Genomic DNA, 26,686 nt, shown 5'->3' with positions numbered 1-26,686 from the left:
CTACCAGTATCAAGATATTTATCATTTATAATTCATCATCACCCAAAGAATATATAAGCTATAATAATAGCAGCAATAACACCTGCAAGTTCTGCTAAAAGTGCAGCTGGTAATGCATGACGCGTTTTCTTAATCGCAACGGACCCAAAATAAACGGCCAATACATAAAAGGTGGTCTCGGTGCTCCCTTGAATAACACAGGCAACGCGCGACGCAAAATCGTCGGCACCTTTTGCATGCATTAAATCAATCATCAAACCTCTAGCCCCACTTCCGCTCATAGGCTTCATAAAGGCTACTGGTAATGCTTCCACAAAACGTGTATCAAATCCCATCCAGCTAACAACCGCACTAACCCCCTGCACAAGATAGTCCATTGCTCCCGAAGCTCTAAAAACACCCACGGCAACTAAAATCCCCACCAAATAAGGAATGATTTTAATAGCTACTTCAAAACCCTCTTTGGCACCTTCTATAAACGACTCAAACACATTCACTTTACGATAGAAAGCCAAAGCAATAAAAGATATAATAACGGTGAACAAGATAACGTTGCTAGCCACTTGCGAAATTGCATTTATCTCTTCTTGCGCTAGTGTCGAAAAATAATATAAAAGACTGCCGATGAAAATGGTTAAACCACCGATATAAGCTAAAATGACTTTATTTAAAAGATTAATGCGTTGATAAATAGCGGTTACTATCAGCCCAACTAATGTAGAGAAAAAGGTAGCCAGCAAAATAGGAATAAATACATCAGAAGGATCTACAGCACCCGCCTCTTTTCTATAAGCCATAATGGTGATAGGCAATAAGGTCAAACTAGATGCATTTAACACCAAAAACATAATTTGGGCATTACTAGCAGTATCCTTATTAGGATTTAATTCCTGCAATTCCTTCATCGCTTTTAATCCTACCGGAGTGGCCGCATTATCCAAGCCCAGCATATTGGCCGAAAAATTCATTAATACGGATCCTAAAGCAGGATGGTTCTTTGGAATTTCAGGGAAAAGTTTATTAAAAAAGGGTCCAACCAAGCGAGCAAAAATATTTATCATGCCGCCTTTTTCACCGATTTTCATGATACCTAGCCAAAAAGACATCAAACCGATTAATCCCAGCGAGATCTCTGCGCCCGTTTTAGCCGTATCGAAGGTCCCATTTACAATGACTTGAAAAATTTGTTGATCGCCTAAAAAAATGAGCTTAAACAATGCTACCACAAAGGCAATTAAGAAAAAGGCAATCCAAACGTAATTTAAAGCCATTATTATTAGTTATTTAGTAGCGAGACATAAGTAGCAAGTATCAAGATATTCATCGTTCATCATTCAACATTCATCACTTAGTAAAAAGCTTAAGCCTTATGTCTTTTGCTAAAACAACCGTGACGGCATTATATCCAACTGCGATTCAAAAAGCTCCAGGGTTTACTGCTCGAGCCATTTTTCTTCCTTTCTTCAATTAAAAAATCGGCAATTTTATCCAAAACAGCATCATTCTCACTTACAGTCCGATCTCCCAATGCTATTAGTCTCTTCATGTTTGATTCATCGGCGGCATCTAGGCTTTCCTGAATGCTATTTAAGCTGCCCGGTTCAATGCGGAGATAATCATTTTCTTTACTCGATGATCTAAATAGTTGATGTAAGAAGAAATCACTGCTTTCCGCCACTCCACTCATCATAATATCTATTAGTGCTGGCACCATAGATATTGCCCTACTTTTTTTGAAATGCTCAAGATTATAGGATTTCCGGGACCTACCTGTACCTAAGGAAAAAATGTGAATATCGTTAATCTTCGTCTGATTAAAAGCTCTTGTAACTTCCACTAAACCACTCAGAGCAGGGTTCGTGGCAAACACACCACCATCTAATAACGGGTAACGAGTGCCCGCAATCGAATATATTTCTGCGACGCTAAAATAAGTAGGAGCGGCAGAAGTAGCCCTACATACGTCTTTCAAAAAGAAATCACGTACGTCGCCCCGTTCAATTGCCGTTTGTTGTCTAAAAAAATGTGTTTTACGCAGCTCAATATTGTAGGCAGATATGATACAAGGCTTAATAAGCTCACTCAGCTTCGTATTTCCGAAATACTTCTGCAGAACATTCTCTAATGTTGTACTGTTATATCGTTCGCTTGTTAAACCTAGGCCAGAAGCAATTCGTTTGAAGAATCCCATCTTAAATATATCGCGGCCATACTTCAAGTATAAATCAAGTGCTTCTTTGGCCGTAAATCTGGGCCGTTTAGGGTTTTCTTTGTTAGGACATAATAATAAGCAGATTAAAATTCCTCCGGTACTTGTCCCAGCAAAAAAATCAAAAAAATCTACAATGGCTACTTCTTGGTCGTTTGTTTTATGCTTTAACTTTTCTTCCAAAGCAACCAATATCATGCCGGGGATAATCCCCCTTATCCCTCCACCATCAATAGATAAGATTTTTTTCATAGTTAGGATAGTTGAGTAGTTGATTCGTAGAATGGTCAATTTGTAGAGTAGTTAAGTAGGTATTAAGGTATATAGTACCTACTTAACTATTTCACGTTTTTCTATTCAACTTCCCTACAGGTGAATAACCTCTCCATAGGCATCAGCGGCAGCTTCCATAATAGCTTCGCTCATGGTAGGGTGAGGATGTATTGTTTTTATAATTTCATGACCGGTAGTTTCCAGCTTACGAGCAGCAACAACCTCAGCGATCATCTCCGTAACATTTGCACCTATCATATGGGCACCGAGAAACTCACCATATTTCGCATCAAAAATGACTTTTACAAAACCATCTTTAGCACCAGCGGCACTTGCTTTCCCTGAGGCTGAGAATGGGAATTTCCCTACTTTAACTTCGTAGCCAGCGTCTTTTGCAGCTTTCTCCGTATAACCAACGGATGCAATTTCAGGCGAACAATAGGTACATCCTGGAATATTGTTGTAATCAATTGGCTCTACATGTAAACCTTTGATTTTCTCTACACAAGTAATACCTTCAGCAGAAGCCACATGTGCTAAAGCTTGCCCTTTCACAATATCACCTATAGCATATACACCGTCAACGTTTGTTTTATAGAAATCGTCAACCAATACACGGCCCTTTTCTGTTTTAACACCAACTTCCTCCAAACCGATGTTTTCGATATTAGGAGAAATGCCCACAGCAGAAAGCACTACTTCAGCCTCAATGGTTTCTTCCCCTTTAGCTGTTTTAATTTTCACTTTACAAGGCGAAGAAGAAGTATCAACGGCAGTAACCTCTGCACCAGTCAAAATATTGATGCCCGTTTTCTTAAGGCTGCGTTCTAATTGCTTAGAAATCTCCTCATCTTCTACCGGAACAATACGATCTAAATATTCAACAATAGTAACCTGTGTACCGATAGCATTGTAAAAGTAAGCAAATTCAACACCTATTGCTCCAGAACCAACCACTACTAATGATTTTGGTTGTTTGTCCAAATTCATCGCTTGGCGATAACCAATAATTTTTTTTCCATCCTGTTTCAAGTTAGGTAATTCACGTGAACGAGCTCCAGTTGCGAGAATAGTGTGTTTCGCAGTATATTCTTTAGTAGAACCATCACCACCCTTTACTTCTATTTTACCGCCTTTTTTTATTTTGGCAGTACCCATAATCACGTCTATCTTATTCTTCTTCATCAAGAATTGAATACCTTTACTCATGCCATCTGCAACACCTCTACTTCGCTTAATAACCGCGTTGAAATCTACCTCTCCACCGTCTACTTTGATACCGTAATCAGCCGCATGATTCAAATATTCAAATACTTGAGCACTTTTAAGTAATGCTTTTGTAGGGATACAGCCCCAATTAAGGCAAATACCGCCAAGAGATTCGCGTTCAATAATAGCAGTTTTGAACCCTAACTGTGAAGCTCTGATGGCTGCAACATAGCCTCCTGGGCCACTTCCAATTACAATGATGTCGTAATTCATTCCTATAAATATTATTCGTTTCGATATTACAATTAGAATTGTAAATTCATCCTTAATCCTTTTATACCCTTAAACATGAATATTACATCCGCAAACCTAATAAAAATTCTTAGAAATAGGATATTATCGGGAAGCCAGATGTTATTTTTACCTTGTACCTATAATTTGTCTCAGTGTGCAAGGGACTTTTAGCTCATAATAATCACTTAGCTATTTTTTGACTACGGCATATCTATTATAGTAAGCGACTATGTCGCACGCTATATACATGAAATAAATGCCAGAGATTGGGAAGGAAATGTAGATAGTAATAGGGGTAAACGGATCAGCGTGAATAAAAAATACCTGAACAACGATTTATCGCCTGTTTCTTTAGATTATAGAGAACCATCTCCTTAGAAAGGTAAATATTTTCTGTTTTAAACTTACAAAAGCAGGTATATCATCTATTCAGATGAAGTAAATATAGGTTTTTAGGCAAAAGTGGGCTTTTTCTAAAAATATTGTCTTGATAACCTATATATCACAAAAATACTATATGTTTTTTTTCTTAGCGCGAATTACTTATAGCTAATTAATGAGAAAATTAGAATATCAAACTGGCAAAACATCCTTATTTCTTAAAAAAAACTAAAACACCATTCATTAATTGTTACAAAATTTCGATTTTGGGAGATAAACTCAATTTCTTCCTTTTTTCAACAAAAAAAGTTATTCACAATTCACATTCATATTATTTTATAAATTTTACTAATACGATATACCCATAATATAGTACAATAATTTTTTCCTACAAATAACATAAACCATTGAGACCAGTAAAAAAGCTCACCTATTTGCTATAAATGGCTGGTAAAGAAACATTAAATTAATATTAACTTAACATGAAACGTGCTGATTTTAGCTGTGCGCTATTTAATTTTGCTGCTGAAAAACAAACAAAATCAATCATTCAAATTAGCACACATGAAGAAGTTTTTACTTTCTTTTAATCGATCAATCACACCGGATCTTTTCGGAAAAAAAATAGTGCTTTCAGCACTACTTTTAATTTTGTCGACTGCCTTTGCCTACAGTCAACAATCAATTACTGGTACTGTTACAGATGGCAAAAACCCTTTGGGGGGAGTTACTGTTTCAATAGTTGGAACATCGCGTTCGACCTCAACAGATGCTAATGGACAATTTTCTCTATCTAACCCAAAAGAATCTGGAGAAATTATTGTGAGATACATTGGCTATGAAGCAAAACGCCTCACATTTACCGCTGGATCACCAGATTTAGGTATTATTGAGATGCAACCTAGCTCGGAATCATTAGATGAAGTAGTTGTACAGGTTGGTTCTGGTATAATTGATATGGCGGCCGACCGGAAAACACCTATCGCTGTTTCAACAGTTAGCGCAACAGAGATTCAACAAAAAGGAGGCAATCAGGAATTTCCAGAGCTCCTTAAAAATACACCATCAATCTATATAGCTGGTCAAGCGGGGGGATACGGAGACTCCAGGATGATTGTGAGGGGCTTTGATGCTGATAATACTGCATATCTAATTAATGGTCAACCGGTTAACAGTATGGAGGATGGCAAGCTCTATTGGTCTAACTGGTCTGGTTTACAAGATGTTGCCAATGCTTTACAAGTTCAAAGAGGCCTTGGTTCTTCTAAATTAGCTGTTTCATCAGTCGGTGGTACCGTTAACGTGGTAACAAAATCTACTGATATGACGCGTAAAGGTTTTGTTCAATCTACTATTGGCAATAATAATTACCAGAAAAACACGATTGCATATAGTACTGGTCTGTCCGACAACGGGTGGGCTGCAAGTGTCTTATTGACCAACTGGGCAGCTGACGGTTATAATAAAGGAACAAGAGGTTACGGACAAAACTATTTTTTCTCTTTAGGCTATAAACCTAATGATAAGCATTCGTTCAACTTTATGATTTTTGGTGCTCCGCAACAACACGATCAGAATTATACCAAACCAATTAGTGATTATTTGCAATATGGAAAAGACTATAACCCAAATTACGGATACTATCAAGGTGACTATCTAAGTGAGCGGACAAATTACTACCATAAACCAGTTGCCAATTTGAACTGGGATTTTAATATCGACGAAAAATCTACTTTATCAACTGTTTTATATGCGTCTTGGGGTCGTGGTGGAGGTACTGGTAATTGGGGTTCAGGAAAAGTTACCGATACCACCCGACATATAAATTTTGATGCCATTAGAAAAAATAACAGTGAATTAGAGGACGGTATAGGAACCACTCGTAACGCATATGCGATACGTGCTTCAGTTAATAATCATGCTTGGTATGGATTGATTTCCAATTTTAATCATGAAATAAATGAGAATTTAAATTATAATTTGGGAGTCGATGTACGTACTTACAAAGGGTCTCATTATCGCATGTTAACTAACCTTTTTGGTTTAAATTCATTTCAGGTCACAGATAATGCTCAGTATCCCAATGGCTATAATGTAACTGAAACCTATAGTATTGATCCATGGAAATCGTTATTTACAAGCGTTGATAATGATCAAAAGGTGAATTATGATTATGACGAGCGAATTACTTATGGCGGATTATTCGGACAAATTGAATACGCTACAGATGAATTCTCGGCTTATTTACAAGGAGCTTTATCCAATCAATCACATGTTCGCTGGGATAGATTTCAATATGTAAAAGAGGAAGAGAAGTCGGAGAAAGTTAATAATTTCGGCTATAATATTAAAGGTGGTCTAAGCTATACCGTTGCAGAACAACATACGTTTTTCGCTAATTCTGGTTACTATTCGCGACAACCCTACCATGACAATATCTATCTGAACTTCGGAAATACTATTAATCCGTTAACAAGTAACGAAAAGATATTGGGATTGGAATTAGGATATAAATATACTAGTCGTGTTTTCAGTGCCGATCTAAATTTGTACAATACTTCGTGGAAGGACAGGGTTACTACCCGCACAATATTTACGGATGATGTGGAATTTTTTGAAAATAACGCAGGCTTAAGTCAGTTACATAGAGGGGTAGAACTTAGCTTTACAGCCAAACCAACTTATAAACTTGATTTGAGAGGTTTCGCTTCCATAGGTGATTGGAAATATAATGATAACGCACTTACGAGGGTGTATGATCAAAATTTAAACCTTATTTCGGAAGAAGTTAGAGATGTTCAAGATGGTAAAGTAGGTGGTGCTGCGCAAACCATGTTTGGTTTAGGTATAGCTTATCGTATCACTAACAGCTTGTCTGCTGACGTAGACTATAGAAACTATTCGAATTTATATTCTACAGCAGTCGAAAAAGAGAACATAAAGGCACCAAGTTACGACTTAGTAGATGCTGGCATAAACTATCGAGTTAAATTTGACAAAACAGCGCTCAACCTGCGTTTAAACGTTAACAATGTATTCGACCGGGTATATTTTTCTGAATTGATGAGCGCCATACCTGTCGAGGCTGGTGATGCGACTTATCGTGGTCTCAACACTGCCAATTCAGTATTTTTCGGTAACGGAACTACATGGAACGTAGGTGCTAGATTTGAGTTTTAGCATTATAGAATAGATTAATCTCCAAATATATATCAAAAAGTTAAAGGGCGGTCAAAACTTTTGACCGCCCTTTAACTTTTTATAACCTCCAATAGAAACATTACGTAATCTTTATTATTAAATCCCTTCAACACTAGATATACTTATCCCTCTAAAACAATCATCCATACAACCATCTTCCCAATAACCGCAAGAAGATATCAGTCCATCATTTTTTGCTTCAAAAGAAGTTTGTGCATTATCCCTTTTACGTAGCCAATCGTTCTTAGCCTGCTCATAAACTTGGTCGAGCGTCCAAATAGGAGCACCGCTACTGTGGTCAGGATTATTCAAATTGGGATGCTGTTCGTTCCATGACAGTACTTTCAGCAGACTATCTGTACTTGGCAACCGTTCAGTATTCCCAGGATGTTTTCTTTCTAGGCTATCAATCATCAGCTGGACGGCCTCTAAACTCCAACCCGCATCTGGCATTCGGATATCGTTGAAAACAGTATACCGAAAAGCTCTCCCCATCACTTCGCCTGCCTGTACCGTAAAAGTTGTTTCCCAAGCAAAGCCCGTCCAGGAACTTCCGGTCACTACATAACGATAGGAATTATTATTGGATTCCTTAAAACTCTGCCAGGCTTTGTAGCTCCTTTCATAGTCAGTTTCGTATTCAATGTCATCTTTGTCGCACCCAACAAAGAGCACCATTAGTGTTAATGCGAAAATGTAAATCTTCTTATTCATGATTTAGTTATAATTGTGAAGTTATCTTTGTTTGTTCATAACGGAGTACTATTATTAAAAGCTACATGTTTAATAAAAAAGATAATAACTGGAAGAATTTGCTATAATGACGAAAAGTGGACTCATTTGGTATTAATGTTTTGTTGTCATATCGGTTAGATCAGTTCAATGCATGGTATCGGGCGTGTTCCATACAAATCAAGTCTTCCTATATCAATAAGCATTGGATTATGAGTTTTTCAGAGATTTTTTAAAGTTGTTGTCAAGTGTCCGACAAGACCTAGACGCCTACGTTCATAGCTTGTATCTATAAAAATTTTGTTCAGTATCTGCTTGTCCAAAACCCAAAATTTCTGGTCTATTTTTCGGCATCTTTGGCCAAAACGGCTTAGCCTGCTTTGAGCCTACTTAAGCACTACCTTAAGCCTTCTTTAGCACTAAGAAAAAATCATAGGCTTATTGGTCTATTTTTCTGTTTCTTAATAAGTTTCCAAATGATTTTATTCTGCGTCGTGTGATAGGTGTTTTTAAATTTAACAATACCATAATAATTAAATATCCCTAACATCATAAACATCTCCGCGAGCCGCATCAACCACGGGCGCCTTATAAAAGAAGTCAGTTATATCACCAGCCTGAAGGACTCCGAGGGGGAACCGCTGGGTTTTGCTGGAAATACGACCGATTTTTGGCATTCTGATCAATAAGAATGATACTAAAATAACCTTATCCTAACATTTAAGTCAGCTAAATTTTCTAATATCGCAGTATGAATAGGATATTGTTTTCTGTTATCGCATTTGTTTTTCTCGCTATTTTAAACTTTTCCGCTTCTGCGCAACAAGATACCAGTCAAAAAATCGTTCCAAACCGGAAAAATACGCCCGAACAACAAGAAAAGCCATATGTAATTCTCATCTCTGCCGATGGATTTCGTTATGATTATATAAAAAAATATAAAACGCCTTTCCTTAACCAGCTTGCTCGAAGTGGTGTAAAGGCTGAAGCACTTATTCCTTCTTTTCCTTCCATTACTTTTCCTAATCATTATACCCTTGTTACGGGTATGTATCCTTCTCATCATGGTTTAGTAGGCAATAATATGTATGATCCGAAAACGGCCAGCAGGTATAGTATGGGAAATGCCAAAGCCGTAAAAGATCCAGCTTGGTATGGCGGCGTACCCATTTGGACGCTTGCAGAGCAGCAGGGAATGGTAAGTGCTTGCTTTTACTGGCCTGGCTCAGAAGCAGCTATCGGCGGAAAATTCCCGACCTATTACTACCCTTATAATGAAAAAATACCTATTGCTAATAGAATACAAACAGTTGTCAAGTGGCTTTCTTTGCCGGAAACAGAACGGCCCCATCTAATAAGTTTCTATTTTCCTGAAGTAGATCATATGGGACATCTTTTCGGTCCGGATGCACAGGAGACAGAAAAAGCTGTTCAATGGGTCGATTCTGCTGTTAATGCACTAAACCAAGCCGTAAATAAGACGGGCCTCCCCGTAAATTTTATATTTGTATCTGATCATGGTATGACCGCCATCAATAGGGAAGTACCGCTTAAATTACCCATTAAAGTAGATACGTCGGAGATAACAGTCGCCAGTAACGGCACGATCCTAAATATCCATGTAAAAGATAAGAAGAAGTTGAAAACAATATATAGTACCATTCGTTCGAACGCTCAACATTATCAGGTTTACTTAACAGATAAAGTGCCGTCTAAATACCATTATAGCAAAAAGGATGATCACTACAATAGGATAGGAGATATTATCTTGATAGCGGATGCCCCTTATTATTTTTCTAATAACAAACCTTATATTGGTGCTCACGGTTATGACCCCTATCAAACACCAGACATGCAAGCAACCTTTATTGCATGGGGGCCTGCATTCAAACAAGGATTAACAATTCCTGCTTTTGAGAATGTACATGTTTATCCTATTCTTACAAAGCTACTCGGGTTACCGTACGATCATACGATCGACGGTAAGAATAAAATAGTCAAAGAGATAATGAAATAAAAGCTGCCTCAGCTAGCAACTAAATATCCTGTTTCTCTACTAATACTTGAAGCATACCTTTAATACTAGCAAGTTCTGCTCTGATGTAAGACATAGCAGCTTCATGCGAATTTTCTTTTGGTGAATGTTCCTCTTGTTCCAACATATCTTCCCATTCAATATTTAATCCTTCGTCTCCTTTTTGTAACAGATCAACGGTATTGATTTGATAAAGTTCACCAATCATCTTTGCTTGTTCTAATGTGAGTATTTCCTCACCAGATTCCAGTTGAATATAATGTTTAAAGCTAATGCTAAGCTTATAAGCAACATACTCACGTGTATAATCATGTGCATAACGTAACAATCTTAGTTTTTCAGATAATTCCATAATAGGTTTTGGTTATTGGTTAATGTTAGTTGTGAGTTGTGAGTTGCCAGTTAAAAGTTGTGCATGAATAATTTGTTTTTTCTCTACAAATATAAGTAAAACACACTCATTTGCAAATATATTGACTAGCTAATTATTCACAGCGTAATTTTATAGCAATTAAAAGGAGGCAACAGATTTTGACAGAACTAGGCTTATACTTGGCAAAGAGATCAATAAATAAGGCGGAAGTATCGCGAAAAACCGGGTTAAGTACTTATCGCCTCAGTCAGCTGTCTATCAATCCGAAATCTCATTTGAGGGTTGATGAACTTTACCTCATAGCGCTGGCAATAGGTGTAAATCCAGGAGAGATGTTCAATTTTCTCTGCCGTGACCTAAAACTCCAAGAAAAATCTTAAACCTTCTGGTTGACATATGCTTTATCCCTTTTTAGTCAGATTCACGGCTAAAGAGGATCTGGAGAAAATCTAAAGAACGCTAAAAGCTAAACGACTTGTTTTCATAACAAATTTCTTCTGCATACTAATTATTTTAGTACTTTTGTTTTATATGGAATACGCAATTGTCGATATCGAAACTACGGGTGGCTACGCGGCTGGTAATGGTATTACTGAAATCGCAATTTGTATCCATGATGGTGTCCGTGTACGGAACACTTATGAGACTTTAGTAAATCCACTAACTCACATCCCATTGCATATCACGGCCCTAACGGGCATTGATGACGATATGGTGAGTGAAGCACCCACTTTCGCAGAAATAGCAGACGACGTATTCAATCTTCTTCAGGGAAAAATATTTGTTGCGCATAATGTCAATTTCGATTACTCTTTTATCAAACATCACCTAACTGCCAGCGGTTATGTATGGAGTGCACTCAAATTATGTACGGTAAGATTAAGCCGTAAACTGCTGCCGGGTTTCCCCTCTTATAGCTTAGGCAAGCTATGCCAGCAGCTGGATATTTCCATTCATAACAGACATCGTGCAGGAGGGGATGCTGCAGCCACAACTATTCTTTTTTCGCTTTTGTTGCAGAAAGATAGTGGCGCTATTGAAGCTATGTTAAAAAGAGCTTCGAAAGAACAGGTATTACCACCTCATCTTCCAAAGGAACATTTTGAATTATTGCCTAATACTCCTGGTGTTTATTATTTTAAAGATCAAAAAGGAAAGGTAGTATATGTGGGCAAAGCAAAAAATATTAAAAACAGGGTCGCGGCTCATTTTTCTGGTCAAAACCCTAATTCTCAGCGTCAAAATTTTCTTCGTAGTATTCATGCAATTGATTTCAATAGTTGCGGAACGGAGCTTATGGCCTTTTTACTAGAAGCATCCGAAATTAAAAGATTATGGCCGGAAAACAACCGTGCTTTAAAGCGCTTTGAAGCAAAATATAGCCTTTACCTGTATGAAGATCAGCGAGGTTATTTAAGGTTGGCTATTGATAAGCATAAAAAATTTCAACAGGCTCTTTGTTCGTTCGGAAATATAAATGAGGCCTATAGCTTGGTAAATAAATTAGTTACCAACTATCAATTATGTCCAAAGTTATGTTCCATTCAAAAAGTTAAAGGGGCCTGTCTGCACTATGGTAACAATACTTGCAAAGGTGCTTGCTTAGGAGAAGAAAATGTAGCCAGTTATAATAAACGAATGGACAAGGCAATGACCGATATGGAAACGCTGTTACCTTCTTTTATATTGGTAGATAAGGGCCGAACAGAAGAGGAGCAAAGTTGCATTTGGGTGGAAGGGGGTAAACTATATGGTATGGGGTATATAAACAACCATAGTGATCTCATCTATCCAGAAGATATAAAAGAACAACTAACAACTTATCCTTCCAATGATTATATGATGCATTTGATTATGAATTATGCCGCTAACCATCCACAAATGGTTAAACCACTGAATGGCTTTAGCGAAAAGCAGAAAGCATAGAGCTTAAAGCGCTCTTAATACTCACAACTATATAGTCTTAGTACTAATAGAGTCTTGATACTTACGTCTTGATACTAATAACTAATAACCAGTAACGAATAACTAAACAAGAAAGGGGTTATCTCGAATAGGCAACTTAGTAAATCTTTCTATTTCGATACTCGGAAAGCCAAAATCTTCCACTACCTTACCCAATATTAAATAACAACCCTTCCCGCTGAACGGATAGATAGGCGTGTTGTTGGGAAAATGAGTAGTATCAAAAAAATCACGCTGAACATCTAAAAAAGTGCCAAACCACATTTTACTATTGCGTTTAGTGCGCACCGTTTTTTCGCAGACATATAATCCTACCATTTTAACCGTTTTTCCAATATGATTTATCAAATCCTTTGCAAGTATATCTCCTCTATACTGCGTTTTTAATAAATCAAACATACTCATCGTTAAAGGGTAACCCAACAGCTCGAGCTCTTGATAAGCATCTTCCAATGGTTCATCTAAAAGCTCCGGCATTTGATATTGCTTTGGCGGCAGTTTGAAAAGTTCAGTAATCGGTTTCTTAAGAGCCTTTATCCCTAATTGATTGTGAATGTCCCACAATAATTCTTTTTTAGAGAAACCGGTAAAGCGTAAAGCACCAATTTTTATAAGAATAATACCTTGTTCAAGATTTATATCCATCCGTTTTATAAAATCGGTTAAATTTAAAAAGGGACCATTCAGCTTCCGTTCATATGGAATCCGATCAATATAATAGTCTTCCAAACCTTGTATACCTACCAGACCCAAATACACATCTTCCTGTTCAATTGTCACTTTAGCCTCACTATGGTTTACACAGGGTAAATGTACTTTAGCACCTGTTTTTTTGAGTTCATGTACATACACCCACCGTTGGTAGAAGCCACCATAATTGTTCAATACTGCCACCATAAATTCCATCGGATAATAGGTTTTTAAAAACAGGCTCTGGTAGCTTTCAATGGCGAAGCTCGCAGAATGCGCTTTAGAAAAGCTATAACCGGCAAAACTTGAAATTTGCCGCCAAACTTCTTCGGTTGTTTTTTCGTTGCGGCCCGTTTCTTTAGCTTTCTCAAAGAATTTGTTAACAAGCTTGGCAAATGCATCACTGCTACGATATTTTCCACTCATTGCCCTCCGCAATACATCTGCATCAGCCAAATCCAACCCAGCATAATGGTAGCAAACTTTTATCACATCTTCCTGGTAAACCATTACCCCATAGGTTTCTGCTAGTTGTTCTTTCATTACGGGATGCAAATATGCTACTTCCTCCGGGTGATGGAAATAATAGATATAATTTCGCATCATACCGGAGGAAGCAACTCCTGGCCGGATAATAGAGCTCGCGGCAATCAAAGTACGATAATCACTGCATTGCAATTTTTTTAACAATTGACGCATCGCGGGTGATTCAATATAAAAACAGCCAATACTATCTCCTGACCGTAACCGTTCATTTAGTTGCTCATCTTTAAGAAAAGCCTCAACCTGATGTATATCAATATACCTTTTCTTATTGCTGGCAATTAATTCAGTAGCCTCTTTGATATGACCTATTCCTCGCTGACTCAATATGTCAAATTTGTCTAAACCAATAGCTTCTGCCACATACATGTCCCACTGCACGGTAGCCATACCCTTGGGAGGTAAATCGAGTGCGGTGTAATACGTAATGGGTTCTTCGCTTATCAATATCCCTCCAGCATGAATAGAACGCTGATTAGGCATTCCTTCCATTAGCTTATAAAGAGCATTGATCTTCTTAAATGTGGGATTATCTTGATTATATTTATCTTTTTTCGGGTCGGTAAAGCTGTCTATTTCAGTTTTTGGTAAACCCAAAACTTTTCCAATCTCCCGCACAACCGATCTTCCTTGAAAGGTACTTATTGTACCTAAAAGCGCCGTATTAGCGGCACCATAACGTCTTAAAAGATATTGCTGTACTTGCTCACGTTCGTCCCAACTGTAATCAATATCAAAATCAGGTGGACTGCTACGTTTGGAATTCAAGAACCTTTCAAAGTATAAGTCAAGTTCAATAGGGTTGACATCAGTTATACCCAAACAATATGCAATGGTACTATTAGCACCAGAACCTCTTCCTACATGATGAAATCCTACACTTCTGGAGTAACTTATAACATCCCAAGTAATCAAAAAATAAGCGCAAAAAGACATCTCTTTAACTATTTTAAGTTCAGCCTTTATTTTTACAAGTGCCTGTTCATTTTCATTTCCATAACGGCGTACCATACCTGCTAGCGCTATTTTCTCCAGAAGGTCTTCATCGCCAGAAACGCTTCCGGTGAAGGTTTTTATCGTTTTGTTGTTGCGATCGCCAAATTTATATTCATCCATACAACAGGAACTTAATAAAATGGATGTGTTTTCAAGGAGGTAAAGATAATTTGCATATAAGTTTTCAATTTCTTCTGCGGGTAAAAAGTACTCCGTTTTTTCGCACTTATCAGCGACAGTCACCTTGCCTAACAGCGTACTTAAATCTATACCTCTTAGGTATTCATGAAATCGATACTGCAATTTGCCACTGAAGGTAACAGCATTTAAAGCAAGTAGTTTATTTTGTATAGCGATGGTGTCTTTACCGAAAAGCTGATTTTGCTCAGTAGGTCTAACGCCGATGTATTCGTTTTCCTGCAATGTTTTTCCAAACCTTACAAAAGGATAAACCACATATGCATGCTCAAATAGAGGGGGAGTATCTGGTAATTCCTGCTCTGTTAGATTATAATAGGAAAGAAAGTCATTCAATTCTTTCATACCCTCCTTGTTCTTGGCAATACCGAGATATAAAAAAAGGCCGCCTCTCCTGAATTCAATACCAATCAGCGGTCGTATACCTTCTTCTCTGCATTTCATAATAAAAGGCATGCAGCCCGATGAATTATTGATATCTGTAAGAACTATTTCCTTAATGCCCAATGATTTGGCTTCCGCGATAAGTGATGCTATACTCATCGTTCCATAGCGTAAACTAAAATAGGAGTGGACATTGAGAAACATAAGCTACCAATCTAAATTAATGAGGAAGCCAGCTTTACCGCATCCCCCCCGTATCGATTACGAATTTTATCCATCACCTGATATAAATTATATCTTTTTTCTGAGGTACTATAGAGGTCTATTTGTTCACAGCCACCCACCAAATGTGAAAGCTTTACACCAACCAAGCGAAGTAGCATCCTCCGATTATAGACTGTATCAAATAACTCTTTGGCTTTATTTATCAAAACATGATCAAGTGAAGTGTAAGGTATGCTTGCTTGTTTGGTAACTGTTTCAAAATTGGCATAGCGTATGGTGACCGTTATGCATGCACTTAATTTACAACTCTGCCTTAATTCATAAGCTAAATTGGTAACCATGGCCGCAAGCAATTCTTTAATAGCCGTTATATCCATACTATCAGCGGCGAAAGTACTTTGTGTACCAATTGATTTCTGCTCCCTGTATGGCACTATAGGTGAAAGATCTACGCCATTGGCTTTCTGCCAGAGTGTAAGGCCGGGTTGCCCCATAACTTTCAACATCATCTCTGGTGGTATTTTTATTAGCTTATGAATGTAGCGTACCCCCATTTCACTCAGCTTCACATAGGTGGCACTGCCCAAACCAGGTATTTTTTTAATCGAAAGCGGATTCAGAAAAGATTGGACGGATGCTGGGCAAACTTCCCGCTCTCCACCGGGTTTGCTTTCGTTTGTTGCCATTTTGGAAACTGTTTTGTTCACCGATAGGCCGAACGAAATTGGTAAGCCTGTCTCCTTCATGATATAATGCCGTAGCCCTTGGGCGAACTTCATACTACCGAAATATCGCTCCATGCCCGTTAGGTCGATGTAATGCTCATCTATACTTGCTTTTTCAAACAGCGGAGCTTTTTCCGCTACAATGGACGTTATTTCTTGAGACGCTTTGGTATAATCATCCATGTTTCCTTTAACAAAGATGGCATGCGGGCATAGCATTTTTGCCATACGCGAAGGCATTGCCGAATGAACACCGAATTTACGGGCCTCATAGCTGCATGATGTAACTACACCGCGATCTGACGTACCTCCTATAATAACAGGCTTATTTTTTAAACTACTGTTTTTTCTTATCTCTACAGAAACAAAAAAAGCATCTTGATCCATATGGATGATTTGTTTGTCCATAAAAAAATATAATAAGACAAATATATACTAATTATTTTAGTAAATAAAATACACAACCATTTTATGCTATTTATATTAGTATTTATTGGTAGAAAAAACAGGTTACGCAATTTTTGGGGCTTCCATTCATGATACATCCCCTTTAAAGATGTCACGGTTTCGGGGTGGTCTTATATACTAATCCGGTAAAACCGATTAAATGAAAAATTTTTTCTATTTTAATGCCCTATTAAAATTTAGAAACCGATTTTTATTATATGGATTTATCAAAAAAAGAATTTATAGAAAGCATTAAGAATAGAAATATTGGAGAAACAGAATTTTTACAAGCAGTATCTGAAGTGGCAGAAACGATTATTCCATATGTAAAAGAAAATCCAAAATACCGAAACACCAAAATATTAGAAAGAATAGCCGAGCCAGAGCGTGTCATAATATTTAGAGTACCCTGGTTAAATGATAAAGGTGAAGTAGAAGTAAATAGGGGGTTTAGAGTACAAATGAACAGTTCGATAGGTCCTTATAAGGGAGGACTCCGATTTCATAAATCTGTTAATTTAAGTGTTCTCAAGTTTCTTGCATTCGAGCAGATTTTTAAAAACAGTTTAACAGGGCTACCGATGGGAGCGGGAAAAGGCGGATCTGACTTTGATCCTAAAGGTAAATCGGATAACGAGGTCATGAAATTTTGCCAAAGTTTCATGACAGAGCTTTATCGGCACGTGGGAGCGGATATAGATATTCCTGCGGGCGATATTGGGGTTGGAAATAGAGAAATTGGATATCTATTTGGCCAATATAAACGAATTAAAGGCGAATTTACAGGAGTACTTACAGGCAAAGGCTCTGAATGGGGTGGGAGCCAGATCCGTCCGGAAGCAACGGGTTATGGTCTTATTTATTTCGTTGAGGAAATATTAAAACTTAAAAAGGAATCTTTAAAGCATAAAAAGATTGTTATTTCAGGTGCTGGAAATGTTGCGCAATTTGCGGCCGAAAAATGTATCGAATTGGGCGCGCAGGTTCTTACCATGTCCGACTCGGATGGGTATATATACGATGCGGAAGGGATTACGATAGAGAAATTGAATTTTATCAAGAAATTAAAGAATCAAAACCGTGGACGTATACAAGAATATGCGAACGAGTACAACTGCGCATTTGTTGAAGGGAAAAAACCTTGGGAAATAGCCTGTGACATAGCATTGCCTAACGCAACACAAAACGAGTTGAATGAGGCCGATGCAAAAGTACTTGTAAAAAACGGTTGCTATTGCATAGCAGAAGGAGCTAATATGCCTTGTACGCCAGAGGCAATAGCTGTATTCAATCAAAACAAAGTTTTTTATGCACCAGGCAAAGCAGCTAATGCAGGAGGGGTAGCTGTATCTGGACTTGAAATGTCGCAAAACTCATTGCGATACACTTGGAGCCGCGAAAAAGTTGACAAAAAACTAAAAGGCATCATGAAAGATATTCATAAGGTCTGCGTGAAATACGGAAAAGAGGAAAATGGATTTATAAATTATGAGAAAGGTGCTAATATAGGTGGTTTCGTAAAAATTGCAGAGGCTATGCTGGCACAAGGTCTGGTTTAAAAAGCTGACGAAAAAAACTGCCAAAATGACTGATTAAAAATAAGCGCCGTGATTTGTATTTTTTATGCACGGCGCCATTATAAATCAATATTCATCTTCATTGAAAAGGAAATCATCTTTAGTTGGATAGTCAGGCCATACTTCTTCAATACTTTCATACGCCTCACCATCATCTTCCATTTCGTTTAAATTCTCTAGTACGCCTTCTGGTGCACCAGAACGAATAGCATAATCAATTAATTCATCCTTCGTTGCTGGCCAAGGAGCATCTTCTAGATGCGAAGCCAATTCTAATGTCCAATACATAATTATCCTTTAATACTTTTATACTAATTTTTGTAACAAAAATCAAAACGCAACATACAAAAACTGAACCAAACCGGCATATGTTGTCGTTTTTCTTCTTAATCTTTCAAGATTGGCTCGAATATAAGACATTGTAAACAATTTTAAAAGCATTTATTTCAAACAAACTTAACGTACACTTAACTGTTACATTGTTGGTGAAAAAATGTAATTATGAGAGCAATATGGACAGGAGCAATAGGCTTTGGATTAGTAAACATACCTATTAAATTATTTAGCGCTACAGAAGAGAGTCGTTTGGATTTTGACATGCTCGACCGAAAAGATCATGCAAAAATACGTTATCAACGCGTGAACGAAAATACCGGCAAGGAGGTGCCTTGGGAGAATATCGTTAAGGGTTATATGCTTAATGACAACTACATTGTTTTGGAGGATACAGATTTTGAAGAAGCGAGCCCTGAAAAGAATAAAATGATCAATATCCAATCCTTTGTAAAGGAGAAAGAGGTCGACAGCATGTATTTTGAAACACCTTATTATATAGAACCGCAGAAGGGAGGGCAGAAAGCCTATCATTTACTGGTAAAAGCACTTGAAAAAGCGGGTATGGCCGGATTGGCAACCTTTGTAATGCGAGCAGGAGAAAATCTCTGTATGATAAGAGCCCGAGAGAATATGCTTGTTTTAAATAAATTACGATTTGAAGAAGAGATACGTTCACCCGAAGAACTGAATATACCTGCCAATATTAAGCTTACAAAAGCAGAATTAGATATGGCGCTTGAACTCGTTAAACACCATAGTACATCCTTTGATGTAAGCGCCTATAAAGATGAATATAAAGACGAACTTGTTAAGATAATCAAAGCAAGAGCAAAAGGCAAACGTCCTAAAGTCCGGAAGCTAAAGGTGAAAGCTACCCGCACAAATGATCTGTTGGAACAACTGAAAGCAAGCTTAGGATGAAAAGGACGATAAGTGATGAACGATGAGCGATGAATGATCGAATAGCTTGGTACGCACAACTCACAACTGGCAACTCACAACTAATAACCACTTACAACAAAAGTGTATCAATCCGATGAGCATGTACCATATTTAAGGATGCTGACCAGATAAATACCGTAAAGATTCCATCTTGAGACGCCACTAGGGCCATTGAGTCTCTTTGATCATGTACAAATTGAGCCGCAGCCAGATGGCGTGTACCGCCAATCTTTACTGGATCTAGAATTTCGGGTTCTTGCCCTACGATTGGTTCTGTAATAAATACCTTCGGCACAGGAGAATTCTTAGCGGCTCTTGCAACCTTTGCTCCAAAAGCGAGCAACTCATAATTTTTAGTAATGACTGTTGCGCCATCAATCGCTGTGAAACCACCAATAATGTCTACAATTTTCAATATATTCTCTTTCCAGTCAACCTCATATTCACCATTGTGCTGCTGCTGAACTAAGTCCGACAGGGTACAGTAAACGGGATCTATGGAATACCCAATTGGATGAACGATAGACTCTTGCCATTCTTCACTATCGGTAGGCACCACTAGTAATAATCCTCCTCTTTTATGCTTCCGCATGGCTACTGCTAGCTCAACTAAAACATTAATAGATTCGTCAACAGGAGCGGGAAGCGGTACACCTAAGAGAGAAGCTAATAAATCTGGACAGTTGGTTAAACCCAGATTTTTCTCGTCTACTAACTTTATTTGATCCCCCTTAAGCACAGCAATATTTACAAACTTACCATAACCTTCATGGCGTTTATGTTTGATGACCAACAAACCAGGTTCTACTACTTCTAGCACTAAACATGAATCAGGTATATGATGCGTGGTGCCCCAGATAAACAAGTCGCTTCCTACATTCCAAACTCCTAAATGGATACTTGGTTGTATAACGGCTGGAGATAACTTAACTAAATTATTAGGAGTAAACCTAACCGCTTGTCCAAAAACTAACGGATAGGATGTCTTTTCCGGCGCCACTAAGGCGATCGATATTTTCGGAGAATAGCCTTCTTCTTTACGCAAACTTGCCCAAAATGCCGCATCAACAACAGCTTCAATAATAATGGATTGCGGAAGATACTTATCCCCATTTGCCAAGTCTGAAAGCGCTGCCTGTTCTGTAAAATATTCTTCTAAGGTGCCCGAGATCATTTTTGCAGCCAGGTAAGTCGTTTCTGAAATCATATCCAAACTTAGATAAATTGCTTTTATTATGCAATAAGCGTAAATTCCTCCATTTGTCAACAAATTGCAAGATTTCATGTTATGTTAAAGTAAACATGAACAATTTATATATGATTAAAAAAAGTAACCTATGGTTTTTTATTGCGCTATGTGCGTTTTTCGGAGCATCCTGTAATAGAAATCAACAAACACAAGAAAATGAAAAACCGGTTGGAGAAAAACCTACTATACCAAAAATTGATCTTTATGAAGGTAAGTTCCAGTCTATGCCTATAAAAGGAAATGATACAGCGCTCCGGGTTTTTAAAAAAAGGTATACCGCTCAACAGCAACATGTCATTCTTGCCTTGAATAGAATAGACTTTAATAATTTTAACAAAGTCGATTCCCTTGTAATTCCCGATTCAATATGGTCTGATATTAACAGTTATACCCCTTTTCCGTTGAAAGTAAAAGCGCTAGCTGATGTACATAAAATGGTTTTTTTCTCTTATCCAATCCAAGCATTTGCAGCGTACGAAAATGGAAATCTTGTTCGCTGGGGGCCTAGCAGTATGGGAAGCAAAGTGCATCCCACACAAACGGGTCTTTCTTTCACTAATTGGAAAGCCGAGGAACACGTGAGTACAGCAGATGATGAGTGGCTTCTTAAATGGAATTTTAATATTAGAAATAAAGAAGGAATAGGATGGCACCAATATACGATGCCGGGATATCCTGCGTCTCATTCTTGTCTGAGATTACTTGAAAATGATGCTAGATGGCTTTATGATTGGGCAGATCAATGGATTGTAGAAAAGGACCAGCATGTGCTGGCCGAGGGAACACCTGTGATCGTTTATGGGGCATATGATTATACAGCAGCAAAGCCTTGGTTCGCATTGTTGCAAGAACCAAATGCGAACGACATAGCGGAAGCGGATATTGCTAAAGAGCTTAACCCTAACCTGGAAAAGATATTGCAAGCGCAACAAAAAAGAAAGGAGCTAGAAGCATCTAAGAGGGATTCCCTTTAAGGAGCATGAAGAAAAAAATTAATTGTAAACTTAGGTGATACATAAGCTTGTCGGTTATAAAAGAACGTTTAACTTCATCTACTTTCGTCTGAACAAAGGTAGCAAAGACTCCCGCTGTAGACAGCGGCCACAATAGTAGTGCATCTAACCGCAACTGGCAGTTGGTTAGGGCGGATTTAATCTAGAACGGAGAGCTTTTGCGAGCAAAAAATCGGACTAGGCAGACAAAACGGGGCTATAGAGCGTAGGATTGGATGGCCTTGGAGGATACGGAAGCAGCGGGCGGCAAAGCATATGCAGTATCGTCCACTTTGCTATATCCAAGCGGATTGAGGAAGCGGAGCGGCTGCAATACGCACTATAGATGCTTTGCAAACAGATGCAACGTAGCATTCAGAGCCTTGATTTTTTTTGTTACCTTTTTTTCATCAAGGAAAAAAAGTAAAAGCCTATCGCGCTAGCGGTAAGAATATTGATGAAGTTAAACGTTTCTTTTTAGTTGTCAACAAGAAATAGATAAGGCAGATTATTCTATGGGACGCCCAAAAAGAAATTCACTTGACCTCAAAAAAAACTCTTTCGAAATTTATAAAATCATATATTTAGCTCTTTAATTGAAAATCCCGCCTACAGCGTAGGCATAGAAACAAGCATTTAAATGAACTGGACACCCAACCCTGAACGCTATAGCCAAATGGTTTATAATACCTGTGGAAAAAGCGGATTAAAATTACCTGCTATATCCTTGGGCTTATGGCACAATTTCGGAGATGATAAACCTCATCAAACAAAACAGGCAATTTGTCGCACTGCCTTCGATAGAGGTATTACTCATTTTGATCTGGCAAATAACTATGGCCCGCCTCCTGGCAGCGCTGAATTAGCCTTTGGCAGGATATTAAAGGAAGATTTCGCGGGACTGCGAGATGAATTAATCATTTCTTCTAAAGCAGGCTACGATATGTGGCCAGGTCCTTATGGTGAGTGGGGAAGTAGAAAGTATCTAATTGCGAGTTGTGATCAGAGTTTAAAACGTATGGGGCTAGCTTATGTTGATATTTTCTATTCACACAGGTTTGATCCAAATACGCCGCTAGAGGAAACAATGATGGCATTGGATCATATTGTACGCTCTGGAAGGGCCCTGTACGTTGGTATCTCCTCTTACAATAGCAAAAGGACACGCGAAGCAGCAGCTATACTGAAGGAATTGGGAACTCCATGCCTTATTCATCAACCGAGTTACTCTATGTTAAACCGTTGGGTGGAAGAAGACGGACTAGTTGATACATTGGAAGAATTAGGTATCGGTTCTATCGTCTTTTCTCCTTTAGCACAGGGAATGCTGAGCACAAAATACCTGAATGATATTCCCGATGATAGCAGGGCGAGCCAGCACAAATCACTCAACCCCGATTTTTTAAGCGAAAAAAATATAGCGAATATAAAAGCATTGAATGAGATTGCGTTACAACGGGGGCAGACGCTTGCGCAAATGGCGATTGCATGGGTGTTACGGAAGGGACGCATCACCTCCGCACTGATTGGCGCAAGCAGGCCCGAACAGGTTATCGACTGTGCGAAAGCGGTAGATAACCTCCTTTTTACAGATGCAGAACTTCAGCAGATTGATCATTATGCCACAGATGCTGCCATTAATATATGGGCTAAATCAGCCGAATTAGGATAGTTACTTTATCGTTTTAAGTTGCCCACAGTGGAGATATTGTGGGTAACTCCTTTTGCAGGGCAACTGGGAAAATATTTACAGTAATCTTGGATTAATATTGCCTCTATGGGAGTGGGTTTCTTTTGATAAATTATAAACCATCTCACCATCATGCTCAGACCCTTTTATCAAGCCTCTATCAAACAAGTCTTTAAGAATTTTTTCATAAGCGAAAAGATCGGCTTCCTGCTGTGTAGTATTTTTAAGTTCAGCTAACTTCGCCCCAATAGCCCGTACCGATCCTTTGAAAATCTCTGCCAAAGCGAATATTAGCTGATTTTGTAACGTATCATGCGGGTCATAATTCGCTGGTACATGAAGAGGTCTATGCGCTTCATTAAATAATTCATCCTGTTTGTCCATAACTAAATATTACGTGTATTTAGGATAACAAACATTATAGGTAAAATGATTGCAAATTTCGTATAATAAAAAAATACCGCCTACCTCCCAATAGTGCCATTGGGAGGGGCGGACTGCGCTAATACAAGAGACAACCCTACTCGTTGCCTCTAGTATTGAGGGACAAATTTCCAAGTATCATCAAATGGTGTACTACCACTTCTACCTCCAACTACATAGCCTACGCCATTTGAAGAAAATCCTATTGCTTGTTGCCTTGCGGCGGCACCCTCAATAGTAAAATCATCATGCTCTGTCCAATAATCAACCGAAGGATCATACCGCCAGGTAGAGCTTAAAACTGAGCTATAGGTTCCTCCGGTAATGAACCCATAGCTTCCCAGCACAAATACCGCTGGAAAATTTCGGCGTAGATCGTAGGTGTAATCGTCTGTTCTACCGCTTAGCGGTTCTTTAGCGGTCCACGTCTGCCCATCAAAAGCATAAAAGCTCGATACATAAGAGCCGTTATTTGTACCGCCACCTAGGTAGGCAACGTTGTTAATGACAAAGCTAAAAGCGAAGCTTCTTTTCTCAGGAGTACTGCTTACTTTTGTCCAGCTATTACTGGAAGGATTGTACGTGTAAAAATCATTATAATCTTGTGAATCAATATCCTGCCCGCAGCCCACATAAGGCACGTTACTTATAACATAACTTATCGCACCATACCTAGCGGTACCTGGAAACGCTGCAATTGGCTGCCAGCTATCTGTCTGCGGATCATATTCGTAAAAATCGTTAAACATTTTCGTGCCATTCGTGCCTAAGCCTACGTAGCCTTTTCCATTAATAGAGAAAGCTACTGCGTTGTTGCGCGCTTCGCCCGGAAAGTTAGCTTTATCAGACCATGTTGAAGTGTTGATATCATAGACCCAGGTATCTGTAAACCGTGTACTACTGGTGCCATAACCTGTTGTAATATATACATCATCACCAATCGTAAAGCTGGCCGCCCCACTTCTAGGTAATCCATCAAAATCAACCCCACGGGCCCATTCGCTGTCTTCATCTTCCTGGTCTTTACTACATGCCGCTGCAGTAAGAAGTATAAGGAACATCATTGTTAAATTAATCAGTCTAGTTTTCATTTTATGAGTATTAATATTTAGTATATAAGATGCGTAATTTAATTAAAGGGGTTTCTCCATTACTTCCGATAATCAATCGATCTACTTTTGTTAATAGATCGGATACCGGAATGCTGAGATAAAGTGAACTTTTGGTGTCTTCAACGGCCTTTCTGTAATTGCTTACATACTCGAGTAAATTAAAGACGTATTTTCCATTCCCCGTACCTCCACTTTGATCGTCTTGTAGATAGGCCGTTTGTGTGGTCGTCTCGTAGCTAGCGGTAAGCAATGAAGTGGGAACACCGTATTGGTTGGCTAGCATAATATTTAAAGAAGGCGGTGGCGTATACGGTTCATGTGTAGTAGGAGGTGTTTCTATTATAAGTTCAGCTTTATTAATTACTACATCATTTCTGTTTACAAATTCATGTAAATAGGGAAACTGTATTTTCGTAACCAAGCCAGAAATTCCTTGCAGCATAACCTGATGATCGGTTTCCGCAGAGGAAATTTCTCCTTCTACCGTTGCAGGAAGTGCTTTTAATAAACTAGCACTTCTATCTATCTTGATACTATTAAATTGATAATTAATGTCATCAACTTTTAATTGCAATTTTCCTTGCACTACTTTACCATCACTTGATCGGGTATAAGAATAATGCAGGTCCATCGTAATGGAGTCCGTTGGAAAGGCAGTCACCACGCCACTTTTATTCGCTGAAACAAGTGAAAATCCTTTAATATATTCCAAAAATTCATCGGCATTTGTAACCTGACTGTTAGCATCCTTTATCTTCTGCCATAAATCCTGACCAAAAGATTGGTTCATGCTAATAAAAACAGTATCTTCTTTTGTATTTGGTTTTGGGTGAAAGGAAACACTTCCCAGTGCGTTGGGCTCATAAGCAAATGTACTATTGGTAAACAAGGTTGAACCGCTTGCAAAAACCGGTTTTTCATCTTCTTCCCAGGCATTTGACTCGTCAATTAATTCGATGTCTTCTGTTACCCTGTGTACCGACAACTGTTGATTAAGGGTTGTATCGCCATAATAATATCCTTGGTAGGGCAGGGCTAATGATAAGGAATCAAAAACAGCATCTTCCGGTAGCGTTACACTGCTTATACCTGAATTACCTATCCTGAAATAGCTGGATACCGCCATTTTTCCAGTGGCAACATCGTCTATTTCACCCACTAGCATAATACCTTTTCCATTTGAAGGGAGCGGATCTAGTTGATACGTAGCTGTACGAACGGTAATACTATCCGTAATCTCAGCTCCTATAGTATCATTACTATTATATAAACTGATGTTTCCATCTTTTTTACAGGAAACAAAAGAAATAAGCAGAAAAAAAATCCAATTTATTCCGATGCATGCTATGAATTTTTGAAGAGGAAAAAAATTATCCATATTTCTTTGATTTATACTATGTTATGCTTCTTCAGCATGGTTAAGGTATTTGTTCGTCTATTAACTGAGGCAAAGGTGTAGAGGAATAGTGTTAATTACTGTTACAT

20 protein-coding genes are annotated in these 26,686 nt (G+C 38.3%); 8 read left to right on the top strand and 12 right to left on the bottom strand.

Going from position 1 to position 26,686, the window contains the following annotated elements; translation table 11 throughout:
• Positions 1 to 38: 38 nt before the first annotated feature.
• From BMY50_RS02855 to lpdA, 3 genes are all read right to left on the bottom strand, one after another.
• Positions 39 to 1,271, bottom strand: coding sequence for a nucleoside recognition domain-containing protein (locus tag BMY50_RS02855; RefSeq protein WP_093318087.1), 1,233 nt, complete (start codon positions 1,269 to 1,271; stop codon positions 39 to 41).
• A 128-nt stretch (positions 1,272 to 1,399) separates the two neighbouring features.
• A complete protein-coding gene (locus BMY50_RS02850) occupies positions 1,400 to 2,461 on the bottom strand; it encodes a patatin-like phospholipase family protein (RefSeq protein WP_093318076.1) in 1,062 nt (353 codons plus the stop codon).
• Between the two features lie 114 nt (positions 2,462 to 2,575).
• Positions 2,576 to 3,964: a dihydrolipoyl dehydrogenase gene (lpdA, locus tag BMY50_RS02845; protein WP_093318074.1), complete on the bottom strand. Its 1,389-nt coding sequence runs from the start codon at positions 3,962 to 3,964 to the stop codon at positions 2,576 to 2,578.
• Positions 3,965 to 4,930: 966 nt separating this feature from the next.
• Between lpdA and BMY50_RS02840 the strand changes: the two genes are divergently transcribed.
• Complete coding sequence (locus tag BMY50_RS02840) at positions 4,931 to 7,546, top strand: TonB-dependent receptor (protein WP_093323517.1); 2,616 nt, start codon at positions 4,931 to 4,933, stop codon at positions 7,544 to 7,546.
• A 117-nt stretch (positions 7,547 to 7,663) separates the two neighbouring features.
• On the opposite strand, the gene BMY50_RS02835 is transcribed toward BMY50_RS02840, so the two are convergent.
• Entirely contained in the window at positions 7,664 to 8,281 is a 618-nt protein-coding gene (locus tag BMY50_RS02835) for a hypothetical protein (RefSeq protein ID WP_139202172.1), read from the bottom strand.
• A gap of 769 nt (positions 8,282 to 9,050) precedes the next feature.
• Here BMY50_RS02835 and BMY50_RS02830 point away from each other — a divergent pair.
• Entirely contained in the window at positions 9,051 to 10,316 is a 1,266-nt protein-coding gene (locus BMY50_RS02830) for an alkaline phosphatase family protein (RefSeq protein ID WP_093318068.1), read from the top strand.
• Positions 10,317 to 10,335: 19 nt separating this feature from the next.
• On the opposite strand, the gene BMY50_RS02825 is transcribed toward BMY50_RS02830, so the two are convergent.
• Positions 10,336 to 10,686: a helix-turn-helix transcriptional regulator gene (locus tag BMY50_RS02825; RefSeq protein ID WP_093318064.1), complete on the bottom strand. Its 351-nt coding sequence runs from the start codon at positions 10,684 to 10,686 to the stop codon at positions 10,336 to 10,338.
• A 179-nt stretch (positions 10,687 to 10,865) separates the two neighbouring features.
• Here BMY50_RS02825 and BMY50_RS02820 point away from each other — a divergent pair, with 179 nt between their 5' ends.
• Positions 10,866 to 11,087, top strand: coding sequence for a helix-turn-helix domain-containing protein (locus BMY50_RS02820; protein WP_093318059.1), 222 nt, complete (start codon positions 10,866 to 10,868; stop codon positions 11,085 to 11,087).
• 151 nt (positions 11,088 to 11,238) lie between these two features.
• A complete protein-coding gene (locus BMY50_RS02815) occupies positions 11,239 to 12,633 on the top strand; it encodes an exonuclease domain-containing protein (protein WP_093318057.1) in 1,395 nt (464 codons plus the stop codon).
• Between the two features lie 102 nt (positions 12,634 to 12,735).
• Here the strand turns inward: BMY50_RS02815 and dnaE are convergent, their stop codons facing one another.
• Positions 12,736 to 15,687, bottom strand: coding sequence for a DNA polymerase III subunit alpha (gene dnaE / locus BMY50_RS02810; protein WP_093318048.1), 2,952 nt, complete (start codon positions 15,685 to 15,687; stop codon positions 12,736 to 12,738).
• A gap of 11 nt (positions 15,688 to 15,698) precedes the next feature.
• Positions 15,699 to 16,841: a DNA polymerase IV gene (dinB, locus tag BMY50_RS02805; RefSeq protein WP_093318047.1), complete on the bottom strand. Its 1,143-nt coding sequence runs from the start codon at positions 16,839 to 16,841 to the stop codon at positions 15,699 to 15,701.
• A gap of 257 nt (positions 16,842 to 17,098) precedes the next feature.
• Between dinB and gdhA the strand changes: the two genes are divergently transcribed.
• The gene (gene gdhA / locus BMY50_RS02800; protein ID WP_093318046.1) at positions 17,099 to 18,439 is read left to right on the top strand and encodes an NADP-specific glutamate dehydrogenase; all 1,341 of its coding nucleotides are present in this window, start codon (positions 17,099 to 17,101) and stop codon (positions 18,437 to 18,439) included.
• Positions 18,440 to 18,523: 84 nt separating this feature from the next.
• On the opposite strand, the gene BMY50_RS02795 is transcribed toward gdhA, so the two are convergent.
• Positions 18,524 to 18,745, bottom strand: a complete 222-nt coding sequence (locus BMY50_RS02795; protein WP_013666684.1) for a DUF2795 domain-containing protein — start codon at positions 18,743 to 18,745, stop codon at positions 18,524 to 18,526.
• A 213-nt stretch (positions 18,746 to 18,958) separates the two neighbouring features.
• Between BMY50_RS02795 and ku the strand changes: the two genes are divergently transcribed.
• Positions 18,959 to 19,714: a non-homologous end joining protein Ku gene (gene ku / locus BMY50_RS02790; protein ID WP_093318043.1), complete on the top strand. Its 756-nt coding sequence runs from the start codon at positions 18,959 to 18,961 to the stop codon at positions 19,712 to 19,714.
• A gap of 91 nt (positions 19,715 to 19,805) precedes the next feature.
• On the opposite strand, the gene BMY50_RS02785 is transcribed toward ku, so the two are convergent.
• The gene (locus tag BMY50_RS02785; RefSeq protein ID WP_238383650.1) at positions 19,806 to 21,020 is read right to left on the bottom strand and encodes a putative sensor domain DACNV-containing protein; all 1,215 of its coding nucleotides are present in this window, start codon (positions 21,018 to 21,020) and stop codon (positions 19,806 to 19,808) included.
• 32 nt (positions 21,021 to 21,052) lie between these two features.
• Here BMY50_RS02785 and BMY50_RS02780 point away from each other — a divergent pair, with 32 nt between their 5' ends.
• The gene (locus tag BMY50_RS02780; RefSeq protein WP_093323512.1) at positions 21,053 to 21,958 is read left to right on the top strand and encodes a L,D-transpeptidase; all 906 of its coding nucleotides are present in this window, start codon (positions 21,053 to 21,055) and stop codon (positions 21,956 to 21,958) included.
• A 658-nt stretch (positions 21,959 to 22,616) separates the two neighbouring features.
• Complete coding sequence (mgrA, locus tag BMY50_RS02775; RefSeq protein ID WP_093318040.1) at positions 22,617 to 23,648, top strand: L-glyceraldehyde 3-phosphate reductase; 1,032 nt, start codon at positions 22,617 to 22,619, stop codon at positions 23,646 to 23,648.
• A 75-nt stretch (positions 23,649 to 23,723) separates the two neighbouring features.
• Here the strand turns inward: mgrA and BMY50_RS02770 are convergent, their stop codons facing one another.
• The 3 genes from BMY50_RS02770 to BMY50_RS02760 all read right to left on the bottom strand — a co-directional run bounded on the left by BMY50_RS02770 (position 23,724) and on the right by BMY50_RS02760 (position 26,579).
• Positions 23,724 to 24,050 (bottom strand): hypothetical protein, encoded by a 327-nt coding sequence (locus tag BMY50_RS02770; RefSeq protein WP_093318037.1) that lies wholly within the window; start codon positions 24,048 to 24,050, stop codon positions 23,724 to 23,726.
• A gap of 149 nt (positions 24,051 to 24,199) precedes the next feature.
• Positions 24,200 to 25,180 (bottom strand): Kelch repeat-containing protein, encoded by a 981-nt coding sequence (locus tag BMY50_RS02765; protein WP_093318027.1) that lies wholly within the window; start codon positions 25,178 to 25,180, stop codon positions 24,200 to 24,202.
• A gap of 10 nt (positions 25,181 to 25,190) precedes the next feature.
• Positions 25,191 to 26,579 (bottom strand): DUF4270 family protein, encoded by a 1,389-nt coding sequence (locus tag BMY50_RS02760; RefSeq protein ID WP_093318026.1) that lies wholly within the window; start codon positions 26,577 to 26,579, stop codon positions 25,191 to 25,193.
• Positions 26,580 to 26,686: the final 107 nt, after the last annotated feature.

The sequence above is a fragment of the Olivibacter domesticus genome, assembly GCF_900109575.1.
GTDB lineage: Bacteria > Bacteroidota > Bacteroidia > Sphingobacteriales > Sphingobacteriaceae > Olivibacter > Olivibacter domesticus.
This window is presented reverse-complemented; position numbering and strand designations above follow the sequence as displayed.